The 21207-nt window shown below is 70.1% G+C and carries 15 protein-coding genes and 3 pseudogenes; 6 read left to right on the top strand and 12 right to left on the bottom strand.

Going from position 1 to position 21207, the window contains the following annotated elements; translation table 11 throughout:
- Window positions 1-582: 582 nt before the first annotated feature.
- Window positions 583-1416, top strand: a pseudogene (locus OG524_RS00505) (IS5 family transposase).
- A complete protein-coding gene (locus OG524_RS00500) occupies window positions 1413-1712 on the top strand; it encodes a hypothetical protein (RefSeq protein ID WP_405808502.1) in 300 nt (99 codons plus the stop codon). Before OG524_RS00505 ends, OG524_RS00500 begins: the two are co-directional and overlap by 4 nt.
- Window positions 1713-1987: 275 nt before the next feature.
- On the opposite strand, the gene OG524_RS00495 is transcribed toward OG524_RS00500, so the two are convergent.
- The 7 genes and pseudogenes from OG524_RS00495 to rfbB form a co-directional block, all read right to left on the bottom strand.
- Window positions 1988-3100: a DegT/DnrJ/EryC1/StrS family aminotransferase gene (locus tag OG524_RS00495; RefSeq protein ID WP_405385926.1), complete on the bottom strand. Its 1113-nt coding sequence runs from the start codon at window positions 3098-3100 to the stop codon at window positions 1988-1990.
- An 881-nt stretch (window positions 3101-3981) separates the two neighbouring features.
- Window positions 3982-4434 carry a nuclear transport factor 2 family protein gene (locus OG524_RS00490; RefSeq protein WP_405808500.1) on the bottom strand — a complete coding sequence of 151 codons (453 nt, stop codon included), beginning with the start codon at window positions 4432-4434 and terminating at the stop codon, window positions 3982-3984.
- A gap of 294 nt (window positions 4435-4728) precedes the next feature.
- Window positions 4729-5904, bottom strand: a complete 1176-nt coding sequence (locus OG524_RS00485) for a macrolide family glycosyltransferase (RefSeq protein ID WP_405385922.1) — start codon at window positions 5902-5904, stop codon at window positions 4729-4731.
- A 56-nt stretch (window positions 5905-5960) separates the two neighbouring features.
- Complete coding sequence (locus OG524_RS00480; RefSeq protein WP_405385920.1) at window positions 5961-6563, bottom strand: dTDP-4-dehydrorhamnose 3,5-epimerase family protein; 603 nt, start codon at window positions 6561-6563, stop codon at window positions 5961-5963.
- Window positions 6564-6849: 286 nt separating this feature from the next.
- A pseudogene (gene rfbA / locus OG524_RS00475) lies at window positions 6850-7704 on the bottom strand (glucose-1-phosphate thymidylyltransferase RfbA); the annotation flags it as partial.
- A 2067-nt stretch (window positions 7705-9771) separates the two neighbouring features.
- Window positions 9772-11202, bottom strand: coding sequence for an MFS transporter (locus OG524_RS00470; RefSeq protein ID WP_405808497.1), 1431 nt, complete (start codon window positions 11200-11202; stop codon window positions 9772-9774).
- A gap of 524 nt (window positions 11203-11726) precedes the next feature.
- A complete protein-coding gene (gene rfbB, locus OG524_RS00465) occupies window positions 11727-12689 on the bottom strand; it encodes a dTDP-glucose 4,6-dehydratase (RefSeq protein WP_405385917.1) in 963 nt (320 codons plus the stop codon).
- Window positions 12690-12926: 237 nt separating this feature from the next.
- Here rfbB and OG524_RS00460 point away from each other — a divergent pair, with 237 nt between their 5' ends.
- Window positions 12927-13376 (top strand): spore-associated protein, encoded by a 450-nt coding sequence (locus tag OG524_RS00460; RefSeq protein WP_405385915.1) that lies wholly within the window; start codon window positions 12927-12929, stop codon window positions 13374-13376.
- A gap of 787 nt (window positions 13377-14163) precedes the next feature.
- On the opposite strand, the gene OG524_RS00455 is transcribed toward OG524_RS00460, so the two are convergent.
- Window positions 14164-15072, bottom strand: coding sequence for an aminoglycoside phosphotransferase family protein (locus OG524_RS00455; protein WP_405808494.1), 909 nt, complete (start codon window positions 15070-15072; stop codon window positions 14164-14166).
- A 681-nt stretch (window positions 15073-15753) separates the two neighbouring features.
- Window positions 15754-15889: pseudogene (locus tag OG524_RS00450) on the bottom strand (LLM class F420-dependent oxidoreductase); the annotation flags it as partial.
- Between the two features lie 104 nt (window positions 15890-15993).
- On the opposite strand from OG524_RS00450, the gene OG524_RS00445 reads away from it, so the two are divergent.
- The gene (locus OG524_RS00445; RefSeq protein WP_405385912.1) at window positions 15994-16272 is read left to right on the top strand and encodes a hypothetical protein; all 279 of its coding nucleotides are present in this window, start codon (window positions 15994-15996) and stop codon (window positions 16270-16272) included.
- A gap of 297 nt (window positions 16273-16569) precedes the next feature.
- Here OG524_RS00445 and thpR read toward each other — a convergent pair whose 3' ends face one another.
- Together thpR and OG524_RS00435 are read right to left on the bottom strand one after the other, a co-directional pair.
- Window positions 16570-17169, bottom strand: a complete 600-nt coding sequence (thpR, locus tag OG524_RS00440; RefSeq protein ID WP_405385910.1) for an RNA 2',3'-cyclic phosphodiesterase — start codon at window positions 17167-17169, stop codon at window positions 16570-16572.
- Window positions 17170-17533: 364 nt separating this feature from the next.
- Complete coding sequence (locus OG524_RS00435) at window positions 17534-17791, bottom strand: hypothetical protein (protein WP_405385909.1); 258 nt, start codon at window positions 17789-17791, stop codon at window positions 17534-17536.
- Between the two features lie 572 nt (window positions 17792-18363).
- Between OG524_RS00435 and OG524_RS00430 the strand changes: the two genes are divergently transcribed.
- Together OG524_RS00430 and OG524_RS00425 are read left to right on the top strand one after the other, a co-directional pair.
- Window positions 18364-18990 (top strand): class I SAM-dependent methyltransferase, encoded by a 627-nt coding sequence (locus OG524_RS00430; RefSeq protein WP_405385908.1) that lies wholly within the window; start codon window positions 18364-18366, stop codon window positions 18988-18990.
- A 431-nt stretch (window positions 18991-19421) separates the two neighbouring features.
- Window positions 19422-19802 (top strand): FKBP-type peptidyl-prolyl cis-trans isomerase, encoded by a 381-nt coding sequence (locus OG524_RS00425; protein WP_405385906.1) that lies wholly within the window; start codon window positions 19422-19424, stop codon window positions 19800-19802.
- Between the two features lie 789 nt (window positions 19803-20591).
- Here OG524_RS00425 and OG524_RS00420 read toward each other — a convergent pair.
- A complete protein-coding gene (locus tag OG524_RS00420) occupies window positions 20592-21188 on the bottom strand; it encodes a hypothetical protein (protein ID WP_405808491.1) in 597 nt (198 codons plus the stop codon).
- Window positions 21189-21207: the final 19 nt, after the last annotated feature.

Below are 21207 nucleotides of genomic sequence, written 5' to 3'. Positions count from 1 at the left end.
CACGGTGATAAGTCCGGCGGCTCCGGAGCCGGGTATCACCTGAGGCGCAATCGCTCTTCGGTACGCGATTGGCTCCTACACAACCAGGCGAGCGGATGAGGTGGCGGTCAACGGCTGCTGCGGGCGCAGGCGAAGGTGACCGGAGACGAGGACGACTTGCCAGCTTGGAGGCGGTCCTGTCCCGCATTCCCGATTGACAGCGCGCCCTCCCGGGCATCCAGACGCCGCACAGGGCAACGGGCCGCGCACCCCTGCGCCCGGCCCAGCCCAACTTATCGACGGAGCGCACCCTCTCCCTGGACGAAAAGAAGTTGGAGCCTGGCTCGGAACCTTGCATCGGGGGTCCAAGCCGCGTGCCGGGGAAAGGGCTACCGCCGCCGGACCACCGGCCGGGCACCGGACCCGGTCCCGGAGCTGCTGGCGGCGCTGACCCCCTTCGTCGACGGCGCCGCCCTCCGCAGCGCCCAACCCGCCCAAAACCTACACTCAGAGTGCGGTACACGATCCTATGCCTGGCTTGTCATCGCTCGATGGGGTGACGTTGGGGCATCGTTGCCGGTCAAGTGTTCGGGATTCGCTTGGATGAGTGGTCGCAAGCCGTACTCGAGTGACGTCTCCGACGCGCAGTGGGCCCTGGTCGAGCCCGTGACCACGGCATGGAAGGCCGGGCACCCCGTCGGTCAGTGGCCACCAGGGCAGATACGCGATGCGGGGGATCGTGAACGCGATCCTGTACCAGAACCGCAGCGGCTGCCAGTGGGATCCTGCTCCCTCATGACCTGCCGCCCGCCGGCGCGGCGAGTACTACTTCTACAAGTGGCGTGACGACGGCACCGACCAGACCATCCAAGATCTGTTGCTGTGGCAACTGCGGGAGAAGAGGCGGCAATTAGCCGACTCGAGCCTGGTCATCCTGGACACGCAGAGTATTCATGCCGCCGTCGGCGTTCCGGCCACCACGACGGGCAAGGATCCGGCGAAGAAGGTGCCGGGGCGCAAGAGATGCCTGGCCGTGGACGTATTGGGCCTGGTCGTCGCAGTCGCCGTCCTGCCGGCCAGTGCGCACGACAACGCCGCCGGTATCGCACTGCTGGACGGCGTGGCCGCCCAGACGGACGCGGTGCGTAAATCCCCCTGGTCGACCAGGGATTCAAGAAGAGCGTCGTCGACCACGGCAAGCAGTACGGCATCGACGTCGAGATCGTCGAACGCAACCCCGCTGACACGGGCTTTGTCCCGCAGGCCAAGCGCTGGGTGGTGGAGCAGGCGAACGGGATCCTGATGTTCTACCGGCGGCTGGTCCGCGACTACGAACACCGACCCGCCAGCTCCCGCTCCCGCGTTTTCTGGGCGATGACCTCCGTGACGGCCCGCCGCCTCACCGGCGCCACCATCCCCGCCTGGAGGACACCGTGACCGAAAACCCGCAGATCAGCGCCGTCCTGGCCTACGTCGAGGCCCGCGAGCGCGAACTGGGCGAACAGGCTGGACAGCTCCGCTCCCGTATCGAGGACCTCACTGCCCACCTCGGCGAACTCGACGCGGAAAGCGAGAACCTGCGCATCACCCGCAAGACTCTCCTTGCCATTCCCCGACCTGATCCCGTCGAGGAGACGCCCCGCCCTGACGTGCCGGACCACCCGGCCTACCAGCAGATACTCACAGCCCTCACCGGTGCTGGTCGGTGGGTGTGGGCTTGTGGTGTGTGTTAGGTCCTTGGTCTGCCGTTCGTCCTGAGGAGCATTGAAGGTATCTGGTTCAGGCTGAGATGCCTGGTTCGGGCGAGGCATTCTCACCGAACCTGAATCTGATCCTGAATCTGAGCCTGGATTCGGGTTGTTCTCTCAGGTCTTTGAGTTTGATGGTGTGTTTGCTTGGCTGGGTGATTTGTTGGTTCTGATGGTGTGTTTGTTTTGTGGGTTGCTTGTTGGTGGGGCTTTGGCTGTTGGGTTGTGGTGGTGGGTTGTGTCTTTTCTTTTTGTTTGTGTTACCAGCCGGTTTTGATGGTGTGGGTGATGTGTTTGAGGTGGGTGGGGGTGAGCCACCAGCCGACGGGGATGGAGATGTGTTGGTGGGTGAGGGTGTCGAGTTGGGGGAGGGGGGTGGTGTAGGGGTGGGTGGTGGTGTAGTGGTCGTTGCGGTGGTGGATTTCGCTGGTGGTGATGCCGTTTTGGTTGAGGTGGTGGGTGAAGGCGGTGCGGTTTTCGACTTTGAGGGTGTAGTAGAGGAAGGAGGGGTTGCGGTCGGGTTTGCGTTGGGTGAGTTGGAGTCCGGGGGTGTGGGCGAGTTCGGTGTCGTAGTAGGCGGCGTTTGCGCGGTGTTTTTCGAGGTTGGTGTCGGCGAGGGTGAGGTTGGCGAGGCCGATGGTGGCGTTGATGTCGTTCATGTTGGCTTTGTAGCCGTATTCGGGGATGTCGTTTTTGAAGCGGTTGGGTCCGCTGTCGCGGTCGATGCCGTACCAGCGGAGGCGGCGGGCGCGTTCGAGGAGGTCGTCGTCGGGCAGGACGAGGAGGCCGCCGTCGCCGGTGGTGAGGTGTTTGACGGCCTGGAAGCTGTAGACGGCGATGTTGCCGTGGCCGCCGAGGGGGGTGTTTTTGTAGGTGGCGCCCCAGGCGTCGGCGCAGTCTTCGATGACGCGGGGGCGGTTGCCGTGGTCGTGTTCGGCCTGGTCGAGGATGCGGTTGAGGTGGTCGAGGTCGACGGGGTAGCCGCCCCAGTGGACGAGGACGATCGCGCGGGTGGTGGGGGTGATTTTCCGGGCGAGGTCGTCGAGGTCGAGGTTGAGGGTGTCGGGGTCGGTGTCGACCCAGCGGATGCGCATGTTGTTGGCGAGGATGGGCCAGTTCGTGGCGGTGCAGGTCAGGGCGGTGGCGAGGACTTCGCCGTCGTGGGGGGTTTCGGTTGCGACGAGGTGGAGGGCGAGGTGGAGTCCGGCGGTGGCGCTGCTGACGGTCAGGACGCGGGGGTTGTCCAGGCGTTGGGCGAGGGCGTGTTCGAGTTCGTCGACTTTGGTGCCCTGGCCGATGTAGCCGCTGTCCAGGACCTGGCCGACGAGTGCGGATGCCTGGTGGGACATGGCTACTTTGAAGAGGGGGATCATGTGTGTGGTTCCCTCGGTGGGTGGGGGCGCCCGGTGGGCAGGGTGTGGGTGGTGGGGCGGGCAGGGGTGTCGGTGGTGGGCGGGGGTGGGGTTTGTGCGTGGGTGACGCGGGCCGGTGGTGGGAGTACGGGCACGGGTACCCATGCGGTGCCGGCGGTGCGGTGCCGGTAGAGGTGTCCGGTCACACGGGTGCCGGTGTATCCGCCTGTGGGCAGCGGATCGGCGGACGAGGGGACCGGATGCCAGGTACCGTCGGAAGGCCGGGTGATGCCGTCGGTGACAACCCGCCCCTGGGCGCTGCCCGGTCCGTGCTCTGCGGCCCGGACGGTGCCGGTGCTGGTGCCCGTACCCCGGTTCTGGTGTGTTCACCGGTACCGCAGCCCGCGCCAGCACCTGTGCTGGTGTCTTCACCGGTACCCGGTCTTCACCGGTACCCGGGGGCACCGGTACCCGGTCTTCACCGGTACCCGGTCTTCACCGGTACCCGGGGGCACGGGCACCGCAGCCCGCGCCGGCACCCGGACTTCACCGGCACCCTGGGCGCACCGGTACGGGAGTGTGCGGGCACGGACCCGTACCGGTGCGGTCGTTTGGGCGGTGTTTTCACCGGTCCTGCGTTGTGCCGTCCCGGTCCTGCGTTGTGCCGTCCCGGTCCTGCGTTGTGCCGTCCCGGTCCTGCCGTCCCGGTCCTGCCGTCCCGGTCCTGCCGTCCCGGTCCTGCCGTCCCGGTCCTGCGGTTCCGCGTCGTGCCGGTTCTGCGTTGTGCGGTCCGGGTGCTGTGGGTTCCGTGTGGTTCCGGTCCTGCGGGTGTTGTGGGTGTTGCGGTTCCGGGTGTTGTGCGGGTCCTTGTGCTGCGTGGGTGTGTGCCGGGTGTGCGGGGTTTACTTGTAGGCGCCGTCGGTGGTCACGAACCGGTTGCGTACGAGCCAGGTTCCGTCGGTGCGGACGAGTTCGTCGTCGCAGAGGGTGTGGTGGCGGAAGTGGACGTCTCCGTCGAGGAGGGTCCGGTTGGGGACGACGTAGACCATGACGTAGCTCTGGGCGCGGACGGTGTTGTCGTCGAGCTGTTCGACGGTGAGCTGTCCGACCCAGTGGCGCAGGATGAGTCCTTCGTGCATGACGCTCTGGTGTGTGATCGCGTTGGTCAGGACGTCGCGGCCGACCAGGGGGTCGGGCATGTCGGCGGCCTGGAACACACCGTCGGGGGTGAAGGTACGGGCCCACTGCGCGCCGTCGCCGCGGTCGAGGATCTTGAGCTGGAGTGCGTAGAACTGCTGGATCTCCAGGTACAGGTCGTGGGGGACGAGCTTGGTGGTGAGGTCGTGTGAGTTCATTTCTGTCTCCTGCGGGGCCGGGTCGGTCATTTTGGTGGTGCCCGTCACCGGGTGGTGACGGTCATTCGGGTGTGGTGGTCACGTGGTGGTGGCTGCCACGTGGCTGTGCTGGCTGCCGGGTGGTGGCGGTCACCGGGGTGGTGGCGGTCGGCCGGGTGTGCTGGTCACGTGGTGGCGGCGACTTGGCTGTGCTGGTTACTGGGTTGTGGCGGGTACTCGGCGGTGCTCGTCGCGGGGTGGGTGGCGGGTACTCGGCGGTGGTGGTCGCGGGGTTGTGGTGTCATCCGGTGGTGGTCACGGGGTTGTGGTGGTGAGGTGGTTGAGGATCGTGTCGGCTGCGCGTGGTGCGCCACCGGCTTTCTGCATGTATCGGCGCATGTCGCGTACGTTGGTCTGGATGACTGGGTCGGCGGCGACGTCCAGGACCGCTTCGCGTAGGGACTGTGCGGTGACTTCTGACGGGGTCAGGACACGTCCGAGGTTCAGCTCGCCGGTCCGCGCGGCGATCATTTCCTCGTCACCGTTGTGTGGGACGGACACGAGGGGTACTCCTGCGTAGAGGGCGTTCATGGTGCTGCCGGCGCCGCCGTGGCAGACGAACGCTCCGGCGTGTTCGAGGACGGCCTGGAGGGTGAGCCAGGGGTGGATCTCGGCGTTGGGGGGGAGTTCGCCGACGGCTTCGAGGTCGACGCCGGGGCCGGCGGCGATGACGACGTGCCAGGGCAGTCCTTCGAAGGCGCGGGCGCACATCGCGAAGAATTCGGGCTGGGTGTTGAAGGTTGTGCCCAGGGAGATCAGGACGACGGGGTTGTCGTTGGCGGGCCGCCAGGTGCCCTGGAGGTCGCTTTCGCGCATGGGGATCCCGACGAACGTGTACTGGTCTTCGGGGAAGGTGTCGGCGTCGGACTGGAACTCGCGTGGCATGAAGGAGATGTTGCGGGGTGCGTCGGACATGAGGTCGTCCAGGGGGACGTCGTGCAGGCCGTGGGAGTCGGCGAACGCGCGGAGTTCGCGGGTGAGGTCGCCGAACAGTCCCTGGGCTGCGTCCTGGGCTTCGGTGAAGTACTGGTGGGAGGCCAGGACGGGGTAGAGCTGGATGCCGGGGATGCCGAGTTTGCGGGACATGACGCGGCCCAGGAACTGCATGGAGATGTCGTAGACGAGGCAGTCGGGGAGGTCGTCGCCGAAGTGGGCTTCGAGTGAGGGTGCGGTGGCGGCCGCTTCACGGACCGCGCCGAGCAGGACGCGGGCCAGCCAGTCCTGTGCGCCGGTCGGTGCGATCGTGCGGGGGTCGAGGGTGGAGGTGTAGGGGATGATGTCGGCGCCGGTGGCGGCGATGCGTTCGGCGACGGCGTCCGCGGCGAGGTAGCTGACCTTGTGTCCGCGTTTGACGAGTTCTTCGACGACGCCCAGGGTCGGGGTGACGTGACCGGCCGCGGGGATGTTCAGGAAGGCGATGTGCCTGTTCATGAGTGTTCCTGTTCCTGTTCCTGGTGTCGGTGTGTGCGCCGGTGGGTGACGCCGGGTCACCCGTGCGGCCGGGCCGGTGTCCGGGTGCGCAGGTCGTCGTAGCGGGGCAGGACGCCCAGGGCTTCGGTCTGGGCGAGTGTCGGTGCGTTCCTGTCCTTGTCGGACAGGATGATGTTGTTGATGGGGGGCCAGGGCAGGGCGAGCTGCGGGTCCAGGGGGTTGATCGAGATCGCTGTGCCGGGGGTGTAGGTGTTGTCGCACAGGTAGGTGACGACGGCGGTGTCGCTGACGGCGGCGAAGCCGTGGCCGAGGCCTTCGGCGATGTACAGGGCGTGGCGCCGGCGGTCGTCCAGCTCGACGGCGAGGGACCGGCCGTAGGTGGGTGAGCCGACGCGGACGTCGACGACGACGTCGATGACCGTGCCGCTCACGCAGGTGACGTACTTCGCTTCGCCGGGCGGGGCCGCGGTGAGGTGGATCCCGCGGATCGTGCCGCGCCGGGATACGGAGCAGTTGACCTGTGCCACGTTCATGGGGCGGCCGGTCCGGGCGGCCAGGCGGTGGGCGGCGAACAGTTCCAGGAACGCGCCGCGCGGGTCTTCGTGGACCTGTGGCCTGACGAGGTGGACGCCCTCGATGCCGAGCTCTTCGATCTCCATCAGGGTCTCCTTCTCACCTGGTGGCGCCGGCGCCGACCGGGACCGGCTGCCAGGCCTCTTCGGCCGCGGCTCCCGGCCGGGTCTGTCCGGCGGGCAGGGGCTGCCGGTTCTGCCCGGCGGGGGCGGGGAGGGTTTCCCCGGCGGGGGCGGGCTGCCGGTTCTGTCCGGTGGGGGTGGCGGGCAGGGTCTCCTGCGCGGGGGCGGGGAGGGTGTCTGCGGCGGGGGTGGTGGGCCGGGTGTCGTGCGGGGCGGGGTGGGGCTGCTGGATGTCTTCGGCGGCGGCGTCCAGGAGCCCGGTGAGGTAGGTTCCGTAGCCGCTGGGCATGAGCGGCCGGGCGAGTTCACGCAGCCGGTCGTCGCCGATGAGCCCGTTGCGCCAGGCCGCTTCCTCGACGCAGCCGATCTTCAGTCCCTGGCGTTCCTCGATGACCCGGACGAATTCCGAGGCCTGCACCATCGAGGCGAACGTCCCGGTGTCCAGCCACGCGGTACCGCGGTCCAGGACGGTCACGGAGAGTTCACCGCGGCGCAGGTAGGCCTGGTTGACCTCGGTGATCTCCAGTTCGCCGCGCGCGCTGGGCCGCAGGGACCCGGCGATCTCGACGACACGGTTGTCGTAGAAGTAGAGCCCGGGTACCACGTACCTCGATTTGGGGTGTGCGGGTTTCTCCTCGATGGACAGGACGCGTCCCTCGCGGTCGAAGTCCAGGACACCGAACGCGCTCGGGTTCGCCACCGGGTAGGCGAAGATGTGCCCGCCCCGGGGACGGGAGTGCGCCTTCAGCTGGTCCCCGAGGCCGACGCCGTGGAAGATGTTGTCGCCGAGGATGAGCGCGACCGGTTCGTCCCCGATGAAGTCCGCCCCGATCAGGAACGCCTGCGCGATGCCTCCGGGGCTGGGCTGCGTCGCGTACTGGATCTGCAGGCCCAGCTGTGACCCGTCGCCCAGCAGCCGCTCGAAGGAGTCCCGCTCGGAGGGCATGGTGATGACGAGGATGTCCCGCACGCCCGCCAGCACCAGGGTGGACAGAGGGTAGTAGATCATCGGCTTGTCGAACACAGGCATGAGCTGTTTCGACATGACTTGGGTGACCGGCCACAGCCGGGAGCCGGTCCCGCCGGCCAAGATGATGCCTCGCATGTTCCGGAGGCTAAGGACGCCGCCTATAGCGCCGATCGAGGCCGGGTGGGCGCCACCCCGCCCCCTCACGGCCCGCCCCGCCCCGCGGCGCGAGCCCGCCACCCGCCCCGCCCCGTTCCTGCACGGCACCCCGCCCCCCGTTCCTGCACGGCACCCCGCCCCCCGTTCCTGCACGGCACCCCGCCCCCCTTCCCGTGCGGCGCAGGCCGTTCCCGTTCCCGTATTTGCCTGGCACCCGGTTCCCGTACCCGCGTGGCGCGGGCGGCTCCCGCCCCGTTCTGTACCTGTCCGGCACACGCGGCGCCAGTTCCCGCCCGGCACCAGCTACCCGCCTCATTCCCGCCCGGCACCAGCACCTGCCCGGCACCTCCTGCTGTTTCCGTCCCCCGTCCCCCGTCCCCCGTCCCCCGTTCCCCGTTCCGCTCCCGCACCTGCCGGCACGTGCCCACACGCTGTTCCCGCGCTCTGCCTCTGCCTTGGCTGTGCGCGTACGGCCGGTGCTCCTTCGTCCTCATGTCCCTCGGTGCGGCGCAGGCGCTGCCCCACCCGCCCGCCGGCCGTCGTACGTGTCGTGGCCCTGTACCTGTACAGGTCTGTGTCCGGCTCCCGGCTTGTGGTGAACCGGCCGAGCCCGTCCGTACGGTGGCGCCGTCACCGTCGCAGCAATGTGTTCCCGGGAGCCTGACCCGGCTATGACCGGTAGCCGCACGGGCGGCACCCCCGGGGCGTGGGCGAACCCGCGTACCTGGGGCGGCACCCCCCGGGGGGCGTGGGCGAACCCGCGTACCTGACTTCACCGGCACCGGCCTCGGTGCCGGTACTGGTACTGGGGAGGGGCGAGGGCCGGGTCGGACAGGCGGGGATGGAAGGTGACGGTCCAAGACCGGGGGAGGCGATGGCGGGCAGGGTGCCGGCTGCGCCGCCCCGTCGGTGACCGCTCGGCCGTGCCCGCACGGTTCATCCGCTGTGAGCCGGCCCGGAGGATCGCCGCTTTGGCGGGCGGCCGGATCCCGGCGGCAACCTCGCAGGGCAAGGCGGCAGGACTGCTGTTCCTGCAGCCGGCTTCCGGACGGCGTGAGGGCGTACCGGACGGCCTGGAACTGTCACGCCACCGGGTACGCCGTTTCCGGGGCGGGATCATCACCCCTTCCAGGAGGGCTTGTTTGCCGGATGCGTCTTTGCTGTCGCGGTCGCAGTCTGGCTGCCGGGCGGGGCGTAGGGTGCGGGCGTCGCCGGGGTCCGGGGCTGCCGCCGGGTGGCGAGGAGGGGACCAGGTCCGTGTGCGGTGTCCAGGACGGCTGGTGCACGACCGGTCGCGGCTGCCGCCTGGTGAACGTGCTGCGCGGCGCCCGGGCCTGACGGTTTTGTGCGGCGAGGATTCTCCGCCGGTCCATGTGGGCCGTCAGGTTCTGCGTTTGTGTGGTGCGGGTCTCCGCGACCGCACACCGTGCCGGGGGCGGCCCGTCACGGCCCCGTACGTACGGCGCCCTTCGGGGAAGACCCGCCCGCACCGAACTGTTCCGCCCCGCCCGCCCCGCCAGCCCCGCCAGCCTGCACTGTCCGCACTGTCCGCACTGTCCGCATCCCGTCTCCCGGCCCCGACGCCAGCCCACAGCCTCTTCCGGGCCCGTCCGCCCCGCCCGTTTGCGTGCCCGGTCCCTGGCCGCAGCCCCAACTGCCCCTGGTCCGCTTCCCGGTCCGGTCTCCTGGCCGGTCCCCGTCCGGCCCGCCGCCGCTCCCGGACCGTTCCCGCCCGTCTCTGTGTCTGCGGGCCGGCCGGTGACAGCGAGAAGCCCGCCCGGGGGACCGGGCGGGCTTCTCGCCGCCTGCAACCTGCATGCCAAGACCTGCTGGACCTGCTGGAGCTGCCGGACCTGCTGGAGCTGTCAGCCGGTGGACCACCGGCCGGACCGACCTGCCGGACCGGCGTACCCGGGGACCTGCCGGACCTGCCGGACCTGCCGGACCTGCTGGACCTGCCGGACCTGCCGGAGCTGTCAGCCGGTGGACCACCGGCCGGACCGACCCGCCGGACCGGCGTACCCGGGGACCTGCCGGCTCTGCCGGTTACCGGGTCCCGCGGGGGACCGCTGCCGCGGCCGCGAGGCTGAGGGCGAGCAGGACCCCGGTCGCGAGGAACGCGACTCCGTAACCGGACACGAACGCGTGGGCGTCGGGGGGACCGTCACCGGCGACGTCCGCGGTACGGGTCTGTGCCAGGGCGACCATGATCGCGAGGCCGGCCGCTCCGCCCAGCGACTGCGAGGTGTTCAGCACACCCGAGGCCAGGCCGTGCTTGTCCTCCGGTACCCCCGCCGTCGCCGCGCCCGCGACCGAGGTGACCACGATGCCCAGGCCCAGGCCGAACAGCAGGGTCGGGCCCAGCAGATCGGTGAGGTAGGAGGCGTTCTCGTCGGCGGCGGACTGCCACACCAGCCCGGCGATCATCGGCAGGAGACCGACCAGCATCATCGGCCGGGGACCGGTCCGCGGTGCCACACCCGAGGACGCGGCCGCGCCGATGAACGCGAACACCGTGAGCGGCAGGAACGCCAGCCCGGTGCGGATGGCACTGTAGTGGAGGACCGTCTGGTAGAGCAGGGTCAGGAAGTAGAACATCGTGGGCAGTGCCGCCCCGAAGGCCAGCATCGTGAGGTTGGCCGCCCACACCGACCGGTTACGGAACAGGCTCAGTTCCATCAGCGGCTGCTCGGCCAGTTTCGCCTGGTCCAGCACGAACACCGCGAGCAGGACCACACCGGTCGTCAGCGAGGTGACGATACGCGCCGATCCCCATCCGTAGTGCTGTCCCTCGGCGAGCCCGTAGACGAGCGCGGCGATCCCCAGGGTGACCGACAGGGACCCCAGCACGTCCAGCTTGGCCTTCTTGCGCAGGGCACCGCCGGAGGCGGTGGTGACCGACATGAGTGTCATGCCCGCGATCAGCAGGCCCAGCGGCAGGTTCACCAGGAACACCCACCGCCACGACATCCACTCCACGATCGCCCCGCCGCTCAGGACACCGATCGCCCCGCCGCTCCCGGACGCCGCACCCCACAGGGCGAACGCCTTGGCCCGCTCGACGGGCTCGGTGAACGTGGAGCTCAGCACGGCCAGCGTCGCGGACGCGATGATCGCACCGCCGAAGCCCTGCCCGGCACGGCCCAGGACCAGGGTCGCCGCGTTCGGCGCGATACCGCCGACGAAGCTGAACACCGTGAACACGCCCGTCCCCACCAGGAGCAGACGCCGCCCGCCGAACAGGTCGACCATTCGCCCGGAGAGCAGCAGGAACCCCGCGAACGGGATCAGGTACCCGTTGTACACCCAGGTCAGGCTGCCCGGTGTGAAGTCCAGGGCGTTCTGGATCGAGGGGATCGCGACGTTCACGATCGAGGCGTCGAGGATCACGATCAGCTGCCCCAGGCAGCACACCGCCAGGACGAGTCCGGCCCGGCGCGCCCTGACGGGGGGTGCCAGTGTCATCTGATCGGTCATCGCAGGGAACTCCTTGTTCGGATGGGGGAGCGGACCGGGACCATGACCCGGACCGGAACGGGGTGCAGGTGCGGGTGAGGGCGAAGGTGCGGGGGCCGCCCGGTGTCAGTCAGCACAGAGGTGACGGTCACGCTGCCCGTGCAGGCGCCACGGGGCAGGGAGACCGGATCCCCGGGGGCGGCGGCCGCACCGCCTTCGGCGGCCCCGGAGCCGTCCTTCCCGGGCAGGCCCCCGGCACAGCGCACCGGCCGCACTTTCCTGCCGGTCGCCGGTAACTTCCGGTCGGCCATATCTATCACCCTTGTTCATTTCTGCGAGGCCGGGGCCCGGAACGGCCGCAGGACCGCACCGGACAATCCGGAGAACACACCAGGGCAGCACCCCGGAGAACACCCTTTTTGAATGTGTGAAGAAAATCTTCCGTGCGACAGAAAACCCTCCCGGCAGAATCCCCGGAATCCCCGGAATGCCCGGCCGCCCGGGGAACAGTCCGGCGCCGGGGACACCGAAGTACCCCGGGATTCCTACCCGTTCCACCAGGAGGTGTTTTCCCTGTACCACTCGACCGTGGCCTTGAGGCCCGTCTCGAACGACTGCCGCGGGGCGAAACCCAGCTCGTCCCGTATCTTGCTCATGTCCAGGGAGTACCGCTGGTCGTGGCCGAGCCGGTCGGCGACCCGCTCGACCCTGTCCCACCCCGCCCCGCAGCTCTCCAGCAGACGCCCGGTCAGCTCCCTGTTCGTCAGCTCCGTGCCGCCGCCGACGTTGTAGACATGACCGGGCCGGCCGCCCCGCAGGACCAGCTGAACAGCCAGGCAGTGGTCCGCGACATGAAGCCATTCACGGACATTGCCGCCCTGCCCGTACAACGGGACCCGCCGCCCCCGCAGAAGGTTCGTCACGAACAACGGGATGACCTTCTCCGGATTCTGATAAGGGCCGTAATTGTTCGAGCACCGGGTGATCACGACATCCAGACCATGGGTACGGTGCGCGGACAGCACCAGCAGATCGGAACCCGCCTTCGACGCCGCGTACGGCGAATTCGGTGCCAGCGGCTGCGCCTCGGTCCACGACCCGTCCGGGATCGAACCGTAGACCTCGTCCGTCGACACGTGCACGAACCGCCCGGTCCCGTGCCGCCGGGCCGCGTCCAGCAGGACCTGTGTGCCGAGCACGTTCGTCGTCACGAACGGGCGTGCGTCGTCGATGGACCGGTCGACGTGCGACTCGGCCGCGAAGTGCACGATCACGTCGTGCCCGGGCAGGGTCTGCCCGACCAGCTCCGCGTCACAGATGTCACCGTGGACGAACCGGAAACCGGGATGCTCCGCGACCGGCGCGAGATTGTCCATGTTGCTGCCGTGGCCGAGCCTGTCCAGGACAGTCACCCGGGCGCCGTCCGCCCCGGGAAGCTCGCCGGACAGCAGCGCCCTGACGTACTGGGACCCGATAAATCCTGCACCGCCGGTAACGAAGATCCGCATGCCGGCGACCCTAGGGCCCCCTCCTCGACACCGGCTTGAGCCCCCCGCACACCGGCACGGCCCGCACAGACGGACCCCACAGCCCACCCCCGTTCCCACACTCACCCCCAGCCGCCCCGACCACCCCACCCCGCCCGCCCTGTTCCCGTCCCGGCCTGAACCCGGCACAACCTTCCGCACCGTTCGAGGGTCACATCAAGTAGGAGCAAACCGCTCCCAGGGACACAAGGGGGAAATATGAGGATCACACGTACTATCGCCAGTGCCGGTGCGGTCGCCGCGCTGGCCGTGGGTGCCACGGCCGCGCTCAGCACGACCGCCTCCGCCGCACCCAACGTCACCCCGCAGGGCGTCTGCGGCAGCGCCTACAAGACCGTGAACTCGGTGCCCGTCGGCTCGCTCGGCACCGTCTACCTGACGTACAACTCCTCCAACGGCAAGAACTGTGTCGCCACGATCCGCACCAACCCGGGCACGGCCAAGAGCATGTCCGTGTACATCTACGTCCCCGACACCGACGAATGGGCCGACGACTACGGGAACTACACCTCCTACGCCGGGCCGGCCTACGTCTACGGCAAGGGCCACTGCGTGAGCTGGGGCGGCAACATCGCCAACGTGTACGTGTCCGTGGAGAACTCCAACTGCGCCGCCCTGAAGGAACGCCGGGTCACCGAGATCCGCTGATCCGGCCCCTGCACCCGGCCGGTCACGTGTTCCCGCGCCGCCGCCCGTCCACATAGTCACGCCGCGGATCCTGCCGCCGGCGCCGGCGGGGCAGGCACGCTGAGCCGCAGGCGGCACGGAAACCCGCAGCGCGCCCGGCCCCCGCCCCCGGGACCACCACAACCCGGGGACGGGAGCCGGGCACATCACATCGAGTACGCGACGCGGCCCGCCCCTCCCCGGCAGCCGCCGCCGCGCCGCCACACCCGACCTCCCCGACCGCAACCGCGCAGGGCGCTGCTGACACCACGACAACTCACCCCGGACAGAACGCAGTTCAGCCCATCCTGCCTTCCGCCGCCCCGCCCCCTGTCACCCCGCACCCGGAGTTCGACGAGCGGCCGGTCGGCCCGTACGTCAAGCGGGCCGCCCCGCGGTGCCGCAGCGGCCGGGGCGCCACCCCGGGGCCGTGGACAGCCACGGCCCGCCCCTACCCGTGCGCCGGGCACAGGCACCCGGCGCACACAGCCCTGCGGGCCCCCATACCCGGTCTGCGCACGGCACGGGACCCCTCCGCTCAGCCGGCACTCCGCAACCTCGTCCCCGCCCGGCCCGACCCTTGCGGCCCCCGTCCTCGTTGATGTCCGGTGGCTCCCGGCACAGATCTCGGGGGCGGTCGCGGAGCCCTCTGCCTACCACTGCGAGGGCTTGCTGCCCTGTCTCATCGGAAGGGAGCTGTCACGCGGGTTCCGTCGCCCTTCGACGGACCTGCGCCGTATGACTCCTCCTCCCGGACCGGGGAGAACACTCAACGCGCAGCGGCATCGGTGAGGATCGCCCCAAGCCGTGCCCGGCACTCGGCGACGAAGGAGGGGAAGGTGTTCCAGTAGTAGGAGATTCCACTGACGCCCACCGCGATCGCCCAGGCGCGGGCACGGGCCCAGGTCGCATCGTCCAGGCCCAATGTGTCCCAGTAGGCCTGGCGTGCCTGTGGCGGCAGGTCCCAGACCGTGGAGTGCTCGGCGTCGGGAAAGCCGACCGAGAGTCCTCCGAAGTCGATGACTGCGTGGAGTTCTCCTTCCCGGACCAAGAGGTTGGTCGGCTTGAGGTCGCCGTGGAGCCACACGTGAGGTCCGCAGGGCTCGGGCAGTGCGAGCGCGGCTCGCCACAACTGTTCCAGAGCGTCGATGTCGAGTTCAGGACCCACAGTGGTTCGGCAGTCGTCGAAACACCCGCTGATCCACTGGTCGCACGGCCCCAGGCTGCCTCCGCGATACCAGCTGAGGCCGTCCGCGCGAGCCGCTCCCATGAGGCCGACGCCGTGGAGCTGCCGCACGACCGCCGCGAGATCGGCCCCGAAAGCGGCCCAGTCCCGGACGGTGTCCGGGCCGGCCTCGGCACCGTCGATCCAGCGGTAGACCGACCAGACCAGAGGGAAGACGCTGGTGGGCGTCCCGGCGTGGACGGGCTCGGGAATCGGACAGACAAGGAAGGGTGCCAGGCGGGGAAGCCATTCCTGCTCCTTGCGCAGGGACTGCCCCTTGCTGGCAGTCCGTGGAAGTCGCACGAGCAGGTCATCGCCCAGCCGGTACATGGTGTTGTCCGTGCCCGCGCCCGCGGGCGACAACGGCAGGGCAGCCCACTGCGGGCACTGCGCTGTCAGCAGCGACCGGACCAGTGTCTCGTCGACCGGGATCTCATCCTCGTGAAGTGTCACGTCGGGAATTCCACCGCACGAGCGAACGCGAAGCCAGTGACTTTCCGAACGAGGCAGGCACACCCTGCCAAGGACACGCCGACCCGGGGGACCGAGCAGACCACCGGGCGGAATCAGCGAGACCGCGCTTCAGGGACGAACAGCTTCAGCGACACCGCAGCAGGCAGCAGGCAGCAGGCGGCAGGTGGCGGGCAGCGGGCGGCGGGCAGCCAGGCGGCAGGCGGCGGGCAGCCAGGCGGTAGGCGGCGGGCAGCCAGGCGGTAGGCGGCGGGCAGCCAGGCGGCAGGCGGCGGGCAGCCAGGCAGCAGGCAGCGGGCGGCGGGACACGCGTGTGAGACCGCGCACGCCCGCCGCCACACACGTGAGAATGACACCCCGTCACGTTCCTGGCTCTTCCCGCCGTTCCTGGTCGTGATCGCCGGGTGTCGACGACTCCACCGAGAACTGCTCCCCGAGCAAGCCCCGTCACCTACGGCACGGGTCCGCACCCGCACTGCCACCTCGCGCACCACCCCGCCGGACGCACTGCCGCCTCGCGCACCACCCCGCCGGACGCACTGCCGCCTCGCGCACCACCCCGCCGCCGGACGCGCCGCCCCCGCCGCCGCTGACGGTGCGCCAGGTGACCGGCCAGGTGACCGGCCGGCTCACCCGCCGTCCCACCCGCACGCCGTCGTGCTGCAGATCGCCGGCGAACACCGCGGCCAGCTCGCGCCACTGGGCCCGTGGCAGTCCCGAGCCGCCCTCCTGCGCGGTGAGGACCTGCAGGGCGACGTGATCGGGTTCCGGCCCCGTGGTACTCCCGTGTCCGGGCCCTCCCACCCCGCTCCGGGCGGCACCGGCCCTCCCTCCCCGTCCCGAGCCGCCCCGGCATGCCCCGCCGCGCCCGTACTGTCGGTGGCAGCTGACAGGCTGGAACGTATGGACAGCGACGACGAACAGCTCCTGCGCGGCCGCGTGTACGGCCAGGACCCGGGCACCCCCGGCCAAGGACCGAGGCCGGGACAGACCTATGCCGAACTGGTCGGCGGACCGCTGGACGGCCTGCTGCTCGACATCACCGGCTGGCCGAAGGCGGAAATCGACTCCGGTGCCGCACTGATGACCGAGCTCGGGCAGTTCGGCACCGGAGGGCGCGCACTGTACGACCCGCGCCCCGGCGACCCGGGACGCTGGGACTGGTCCGGCGACACCCCCTGACCCTGCCCCTCCGCACCACCCCCGCAAAGCGGACCGCCACCACACCCCGGAGCCGGCGCCCCGCACCAGGACTCCTCCCGGCCCACCCCCCGGGGACGGGAGCACCCTGCACCGGCCTTCGACCGCTGCTTCTTGGTCCCCGGGGGCCCCGGGGGCGTGCGCGCTCCGGGCGGGGTGTGCCCTCCGGGACACAGTCCACCGGCCGGCCTGCCGCCTACGGGCCGGACCCCGCCCGGCGACCGGGGGACCGCCCGCCGCCGCCTCCGGCCTCCCGGCCCCGGCTCCCGCAGGACCGGTTCAGGACCCGGTGGGGTTCCTCCCGCCCAGAGCCCAGGCCCCGACGTCGCGGTAATGGATCGGCCCGCTGCTACGGCCGGCGTTGCTGCCGACCAGGTGCAGACGTTCGGCAGGCCAACGGCGGCCGGTGAACCCGGCGATCCTCCCGGCGATCTCCGCCGCCGAGGTCCGGTCACCCCGGCGGGCACGGGCCAGGGTCAGATGGGGGCGCAGGGGCCGTTCCTCGAACACGACACCGCAGTCCCTGACCGTGCTGCGTACCTCGGCGGCGAGCAGGTGCAGTTCGTCGAGGTCTCCGTCGATCCCCGTCCACAGCACCCGGTCGTCGAAGTCCCCGCCACCGCGCAGCGCCAGCCACAAAGGCCGGCGGCCGGCCGCGAGACCGGCGAGCGGCCCGCGCAGGAGCGGAACGGTCCCGGCCGGCAGCTCCCCGAGGAACGCCAGGGTGATGTGCCAGTCCTCGATACGGTTCCACCGCATGTGAGGGTGCGTGCCGTAGGCGGGGCGCAGCTCCCGGGCGAGTTCCTCCTTCGCGTGGTCGGGCGGGGCGAGGGCGATGAACACACGGACGGTCGCGGGCGGGGCGGGCTGTTCGTTCACACCGCACTTCGTACCGCATCCGGTGACAGGGGCGAAGGCCGGGCGGCCCGGAGGGGGAAACACCCGCGGCCACGACGCCGGCCCGTCCCCGTCCCGGCGGCCGGGCCGTACGGACGGTTCGCCGCCCCGGCCCTCTTGGGGCCCTGCACAGAGGTGTCTACAGCAGCCTTGCAGACACCGCCCGCTAAACAGGGGAACTCCCTGCGGGAACGGCTGATCGGCATCGCAGCGGACCTTGCCATGACCGAGGGGCCGCCTCGCCCGGACACTGCGAGACCGTACGGGCGTGCCGCCGCACGGGCTCCGCGCCCGCTGTGACTCCGGCCGCCTGCCGTGTTGTGGGGGACCGGTTCTGTCCGGCTGTTCAGCCGGGGACCAGGACGCTCAGCCATTCCGCTTCACGCGGCCGGTACCCGTAACGAATCCTCAGCCCCGACACCAGCGCCGGGACGTGGCCGGCTCCGTAGACGAGGGCCACCCGGATCGGCTCCGTGCCCCGCTCCGTGTGGATCTCGCCGAGCGCGTCGAGCAGTTGCTGGTCGCGCCGGCCGGTCATCGCGTGCCCCACAGGACCGTCGGCCGTCATCTGCGCCCGCAGCGCCGAGGGCAGATCCTCGACCACCAGATCTTCGTCGAGAAAGGCGCGCGGACCACGCAGCGCGAACCAGGCCCGCCACGGGAGCCGCGACCATGAACAGCAGGTACATCCACCGCGGCAGCGTCCTGAGGCCCGCGATCACCTCCGCAGCGGTCACATCCGGGTTGATGACCGGCACGGCCTCGGGAAGCAGCAGATCGTCGCGCTGTTCCCGCAGGCCGTTGCGCCGCAGGCGCGGGGCGAACCGGTAGGCAAGCGTGAGGGCACCCATCCTGACCGAACCCCCTCGGATTCCCTACCCCTGCGCAGGTTCCTGAACCCGGCGCCCGCGGGGGCGTCAGCCCTGGGCCGGTGCCGCTGCTCGCCGGCGAAGACCCCGGGCCGCCCCTGCATGACTCCCGCGCCTACGCTCCTCACCCGCCCGCCGCCTATCCTGGACACGGTGCCCCCCACCGGGGAAAACGTGCCCACCACACAGCACCGGGCCCCCAGACGGGCAAGACAACGAAAAGGGGTCTGCAGCCATGAGGCCGCTGCCGAACGAGGCAGACCTCTGCCCGAAGAACGCAGTGGTCTGACCGGAAGGCACCCCGAACATGACCGAGCAACACGACCGCTGGGCGGAACTCACCGGCGGACAAGCCGGAGAAGAATACGCTCAGCGTTTCGCGCAACTCGCCGAATCGGGCCACGACATCCACGGCGAGGCCACCTTCTGTACCGGATTGCTGAAACCCGCCGCCCGGGTACTCGACGCCGGCTGCGGCACCGGCCGGATCGCGATCCGGCTCGCCGAGCTGGGCCACCACTGCACCGGCGTGGACGTCGACTCCTCCATGCTCGCCGTCGCCCGCCGAGAAGCCCCCACGCAGGAGTGGCTCCTCGGTGACCTGGCCCACCTGGATGCCCTCAACCTGCATCCCGGCTTCGACCTGGCGCTCGCCGCCGGAAACGTCATCCCCCTGCTGGCCCCCGGCACCGAAGCGGCCGTCGTCCGGCAACTGGCCGCCGCACTGCGTCCCGGCGGTCTCCTCGTCACCGGCATGGGACTGGACGCGGCACATCTGCCGCTGCCGGAACCACCGGTGACCCTCACAGAGTTCGACCACTGGTGCACCCGGGCCGGACTGACCTTGCGGCAGCGCTACGCCACCTGGAACGGCGACCCCTATGACGAAGGCTGCGGCTACGCAGTCAGCGTGCATCACCGCCCCGCAACGTGAAATCCCGCCCTCTCCGCGCGGTTCCGCCCCGTCGTGGATGCCCCCTTGCGCCAGTCGGAATCCGGGCACGAGCCGGGGGTGAGAGGCCGTGCGGCCCGGGCGGCGTGTCCGGCCGCGGGCGCTTCTCGGACCGGGGCCACGAACGTTCTCAGCGCAGGCTGAAGGACCTTCCGCGCAGCGGGCCGCACGCCACCGGGCGACACCCAGGGGCCGTACCCGCGGACACGGGGAGCAGGGCCTGGCCCTCATCGAGTACGGGCGCGGCGTACCGATGACGTAGCACACCCCGTCACGCCGGGCACCGTGCTCCGTCGGGCCTGACGCACTCCAGGAGATCAGCGCCCACGGGGCATGATGATCTACCGCATGGAGTGACCATGCGCCTGGCCGGCCCGTATGAGGGCTTGTGGCGGCGAACGAATGAGGCTGCAATGAGTGAACTGACGAAGCCCGGGATCGACCTTCCCGAGGGGGACGCCCCCACCGAGCTGACAACCCGCGACCTCGTCGTCGGGGACGGGCCCGAGGCGAAGCCGGGCAGGGTTGTCCAGGTTCACTACGTCGGGGTCACCTTCGAGTCCGGAAGGGAATTCGACACCTCCTGGGACCGGGGCCAGACGTTCAAGTTCGCCGTGGGCGGCGGGAAGGTCATCAAGGGCTGGGACCGCGGGGTCAGAGGGATGAAGGTCGGCGGCCGGCGCGAGATCATCGTGCCCCCGCGCCTCGGCTACGGCAACCAGTCACCCTCGCCGTTGATCCCGGCGGGCTCGACCCTCGTCTTCGTGGTGGACCTGCTCTCCGTCACGGTCTGAGGCCTTCCGCAACCCGGCCTCTCCGCCCGGAACCACGGCCCAGGCAGCACCTCAGCGCCGACCGCGATGTGAACACGGGAAAGTCACTCCGAGTCCTCCCACGTCCACAAGGCGGCGGCACTTCCATCAGGCTCCCGCCCGAACCGGAACCGTCCCAGGCCTTCGTCCGTCCTCCCGAACCGACCGAAGTGCCCCGCCGAAGGAAGCCGCGCAACAGCGGCCGAACCGGTCGAGGTAGGGAACTGAGCCTGGTTCAGCCAGATCACCGTGTACGGGGCGGCATCGGCCAGTGCGGCCAGGGCCGCGTCCGGGTGGGTCGGAGCGAGAGAACGGCACGCCCAGCTCGTGCAACTGACCGGCACCCGACGAGGCTGCGAAGCACTCGAACGCGCAGGCCCCACAGGTACGGCCCGAACCCTGGTCACCTGGCTGCCGGAACCCGAGTACGCCGTGCGCCGCAACTACCAGGATCAGGCCGGATCCGCCTGCGAAGAGGCGGCCACGAACCCGTGCAACCAGAGTTCCAGGCCCACCAATTCCGAATCACCGGCACGGTCCAGATCACATGCGACGTTACGGGACCGCGGGAGCCGAGGCGAAACGCCGTTGCGTATCGATGGACGCAAATGCTCCTGGGCGCGCATCGAACAGGCACGGCTCACCGGCCAACTGACCGATGAAGTGTTCGAGGAGTACGTCATCGACGACATCGTGGTGGAGGACATCGGCGACGGGACCGACGGCCACCCGGCTGTCCACCGCGTCCGGGCCCGTGACTCCGCTGCCGCCCTACTGGACAGACACGGCGGGCTCATCGCAGGAAGGGGCGGTGACGGGGCTGTAGTAGACGGAGCGGCCCTGCTTGGAACGCTCCAGCAGACCACGTGCAACCCCTTGCTCCAGGGCATTGCGCACCACAGTCGCCTGGACCTTGCGCTGCGGATGGGCCCCGGCCAGTGCGGCGGAGACCTCCGCGGCCGACTTCGGCTCGCTCTGCCCGGCCAGATATCTACCGGCCAGCACAGCCCAGGTCTCTTCGCCCGCAGCACCCCTGACCGGGGCCGCCTTCCCCGCCAGGGCCTCAGGAGACTTGGCCCTACGCGGTGCCTTCTCCTGCCCTGTCACGCCCTTCCCGCGGCGGGCCGCAGGAACCGAAGCCTTCTTCCCGTCCTTGCCCCGCCCCGCGTCCGACTCGCCCGCGCCGACGAGCACATCCTGCATCTTCGCCAGGACCTGCTCGCTCTCCTCGAGCTGGAGAAGCTCACCCTGCAACCGGGTCAGATCGGCACGCACCCGCTCCTGCTCCTGCTTGTTGACCGCGAGGTCTTCCGCGACCCTCTGCGTGTATCCAGCGGTGACTTTGAAGGCTGAAGCAACTTCGGACATGAGGCCCTCGTCTTCCGGT

The organism is Streptomyces sp. NBC_01520 (assembly GCF_045040375.1).
In the GTDB taxonomy this organism is placed as follows: Bacteria; Actinomycetota; Actinomycetes; order Streptomycetales; family Streptomycetaceae; genus Streptomyces.
Note: the sequence above shows the minus strand (reverse complement) of the source record. Positions and strands in the feature narration are given on the sequence as shown.

Bases quoted from the DNA above. Each gene is read 5' to 3' on its own strand.
- OG524_RS00460 (WP_405385915.1), top strand. From the start codon at position 12,927: ATGAGGATCACACGTACTATCGCCAGTGCCGGTGCGGTCGCCGCGCTG.
- OG524_RS00445 (WP_405385912.1), top strand. From the start codon at position 15,994: ATGGACAGCGACGACGAACAGCTCCTGCGCGGCCGCGTGTACGGCCAG.
- OG524_RS00490 (WP_405808500.1), bottom strand. From the start codon at position 4,434: ATGAACTCACACGACCTCACCACCAAGCTCGTCCCCCACGACCTGTAC.
- OG524_RS00495 (WP_405385926.1), bottom strand. From the start codon at position 3,100: ATGATCCCCCTCTTCAAAGTAGCCATGTCCCACCAGGCATCCGCACTC.
- OG524_RS00470 (WP_405808497.1), bottom strand. From the start codon at position 11,202: ATGACCGATCAGATGACACTGGCACCCCCCGTCAGGGCGCGCCGGGCC.
- OG524_RS00485 (WP_405385922.1), bottom strand. From the start codon at position 5,904: ATGAACAGGCACATCGCCTTCCTGAACATCCCCGCGGCCGGTCACGTC.
- OG524_RS00480 (WP_405385920.1), bottom strand. From the start codon at position 6,563: ATGGAGATCGAAGAGCTCGGCATCGAGGGCGTCCACCTCGTCAGGCCA.
- rfbB (WP_405385917.1), bottom strand. From the start codon at position 12,689: ATGCGGATCTTCGTTACCGGCGGTGCAGGATTTATCGGGTCCCAGTAC.
- OG524_RS00420 (WP_405808491.1), bottom strand. From the start codon at position 21,188: ATGTCCGAAGTTGCTTCAGCCTTCAAAGTCACCGCTGGATACACGCAG.
- OG524_RS00425 (WP_405385906.1), top strand. From the start codon at position 19,422: ATGAGTGAACTGACGAAGCCCGGGATCGACCTTCCCGAGGGGGACGCC.
- OG524_RS00430 (WP_405385908.1), top strand. From the start codon at position 18,364: ATGACCGAGCAACACGACCGCTGGGCGGAACTCACCGGCGGACAAGCC.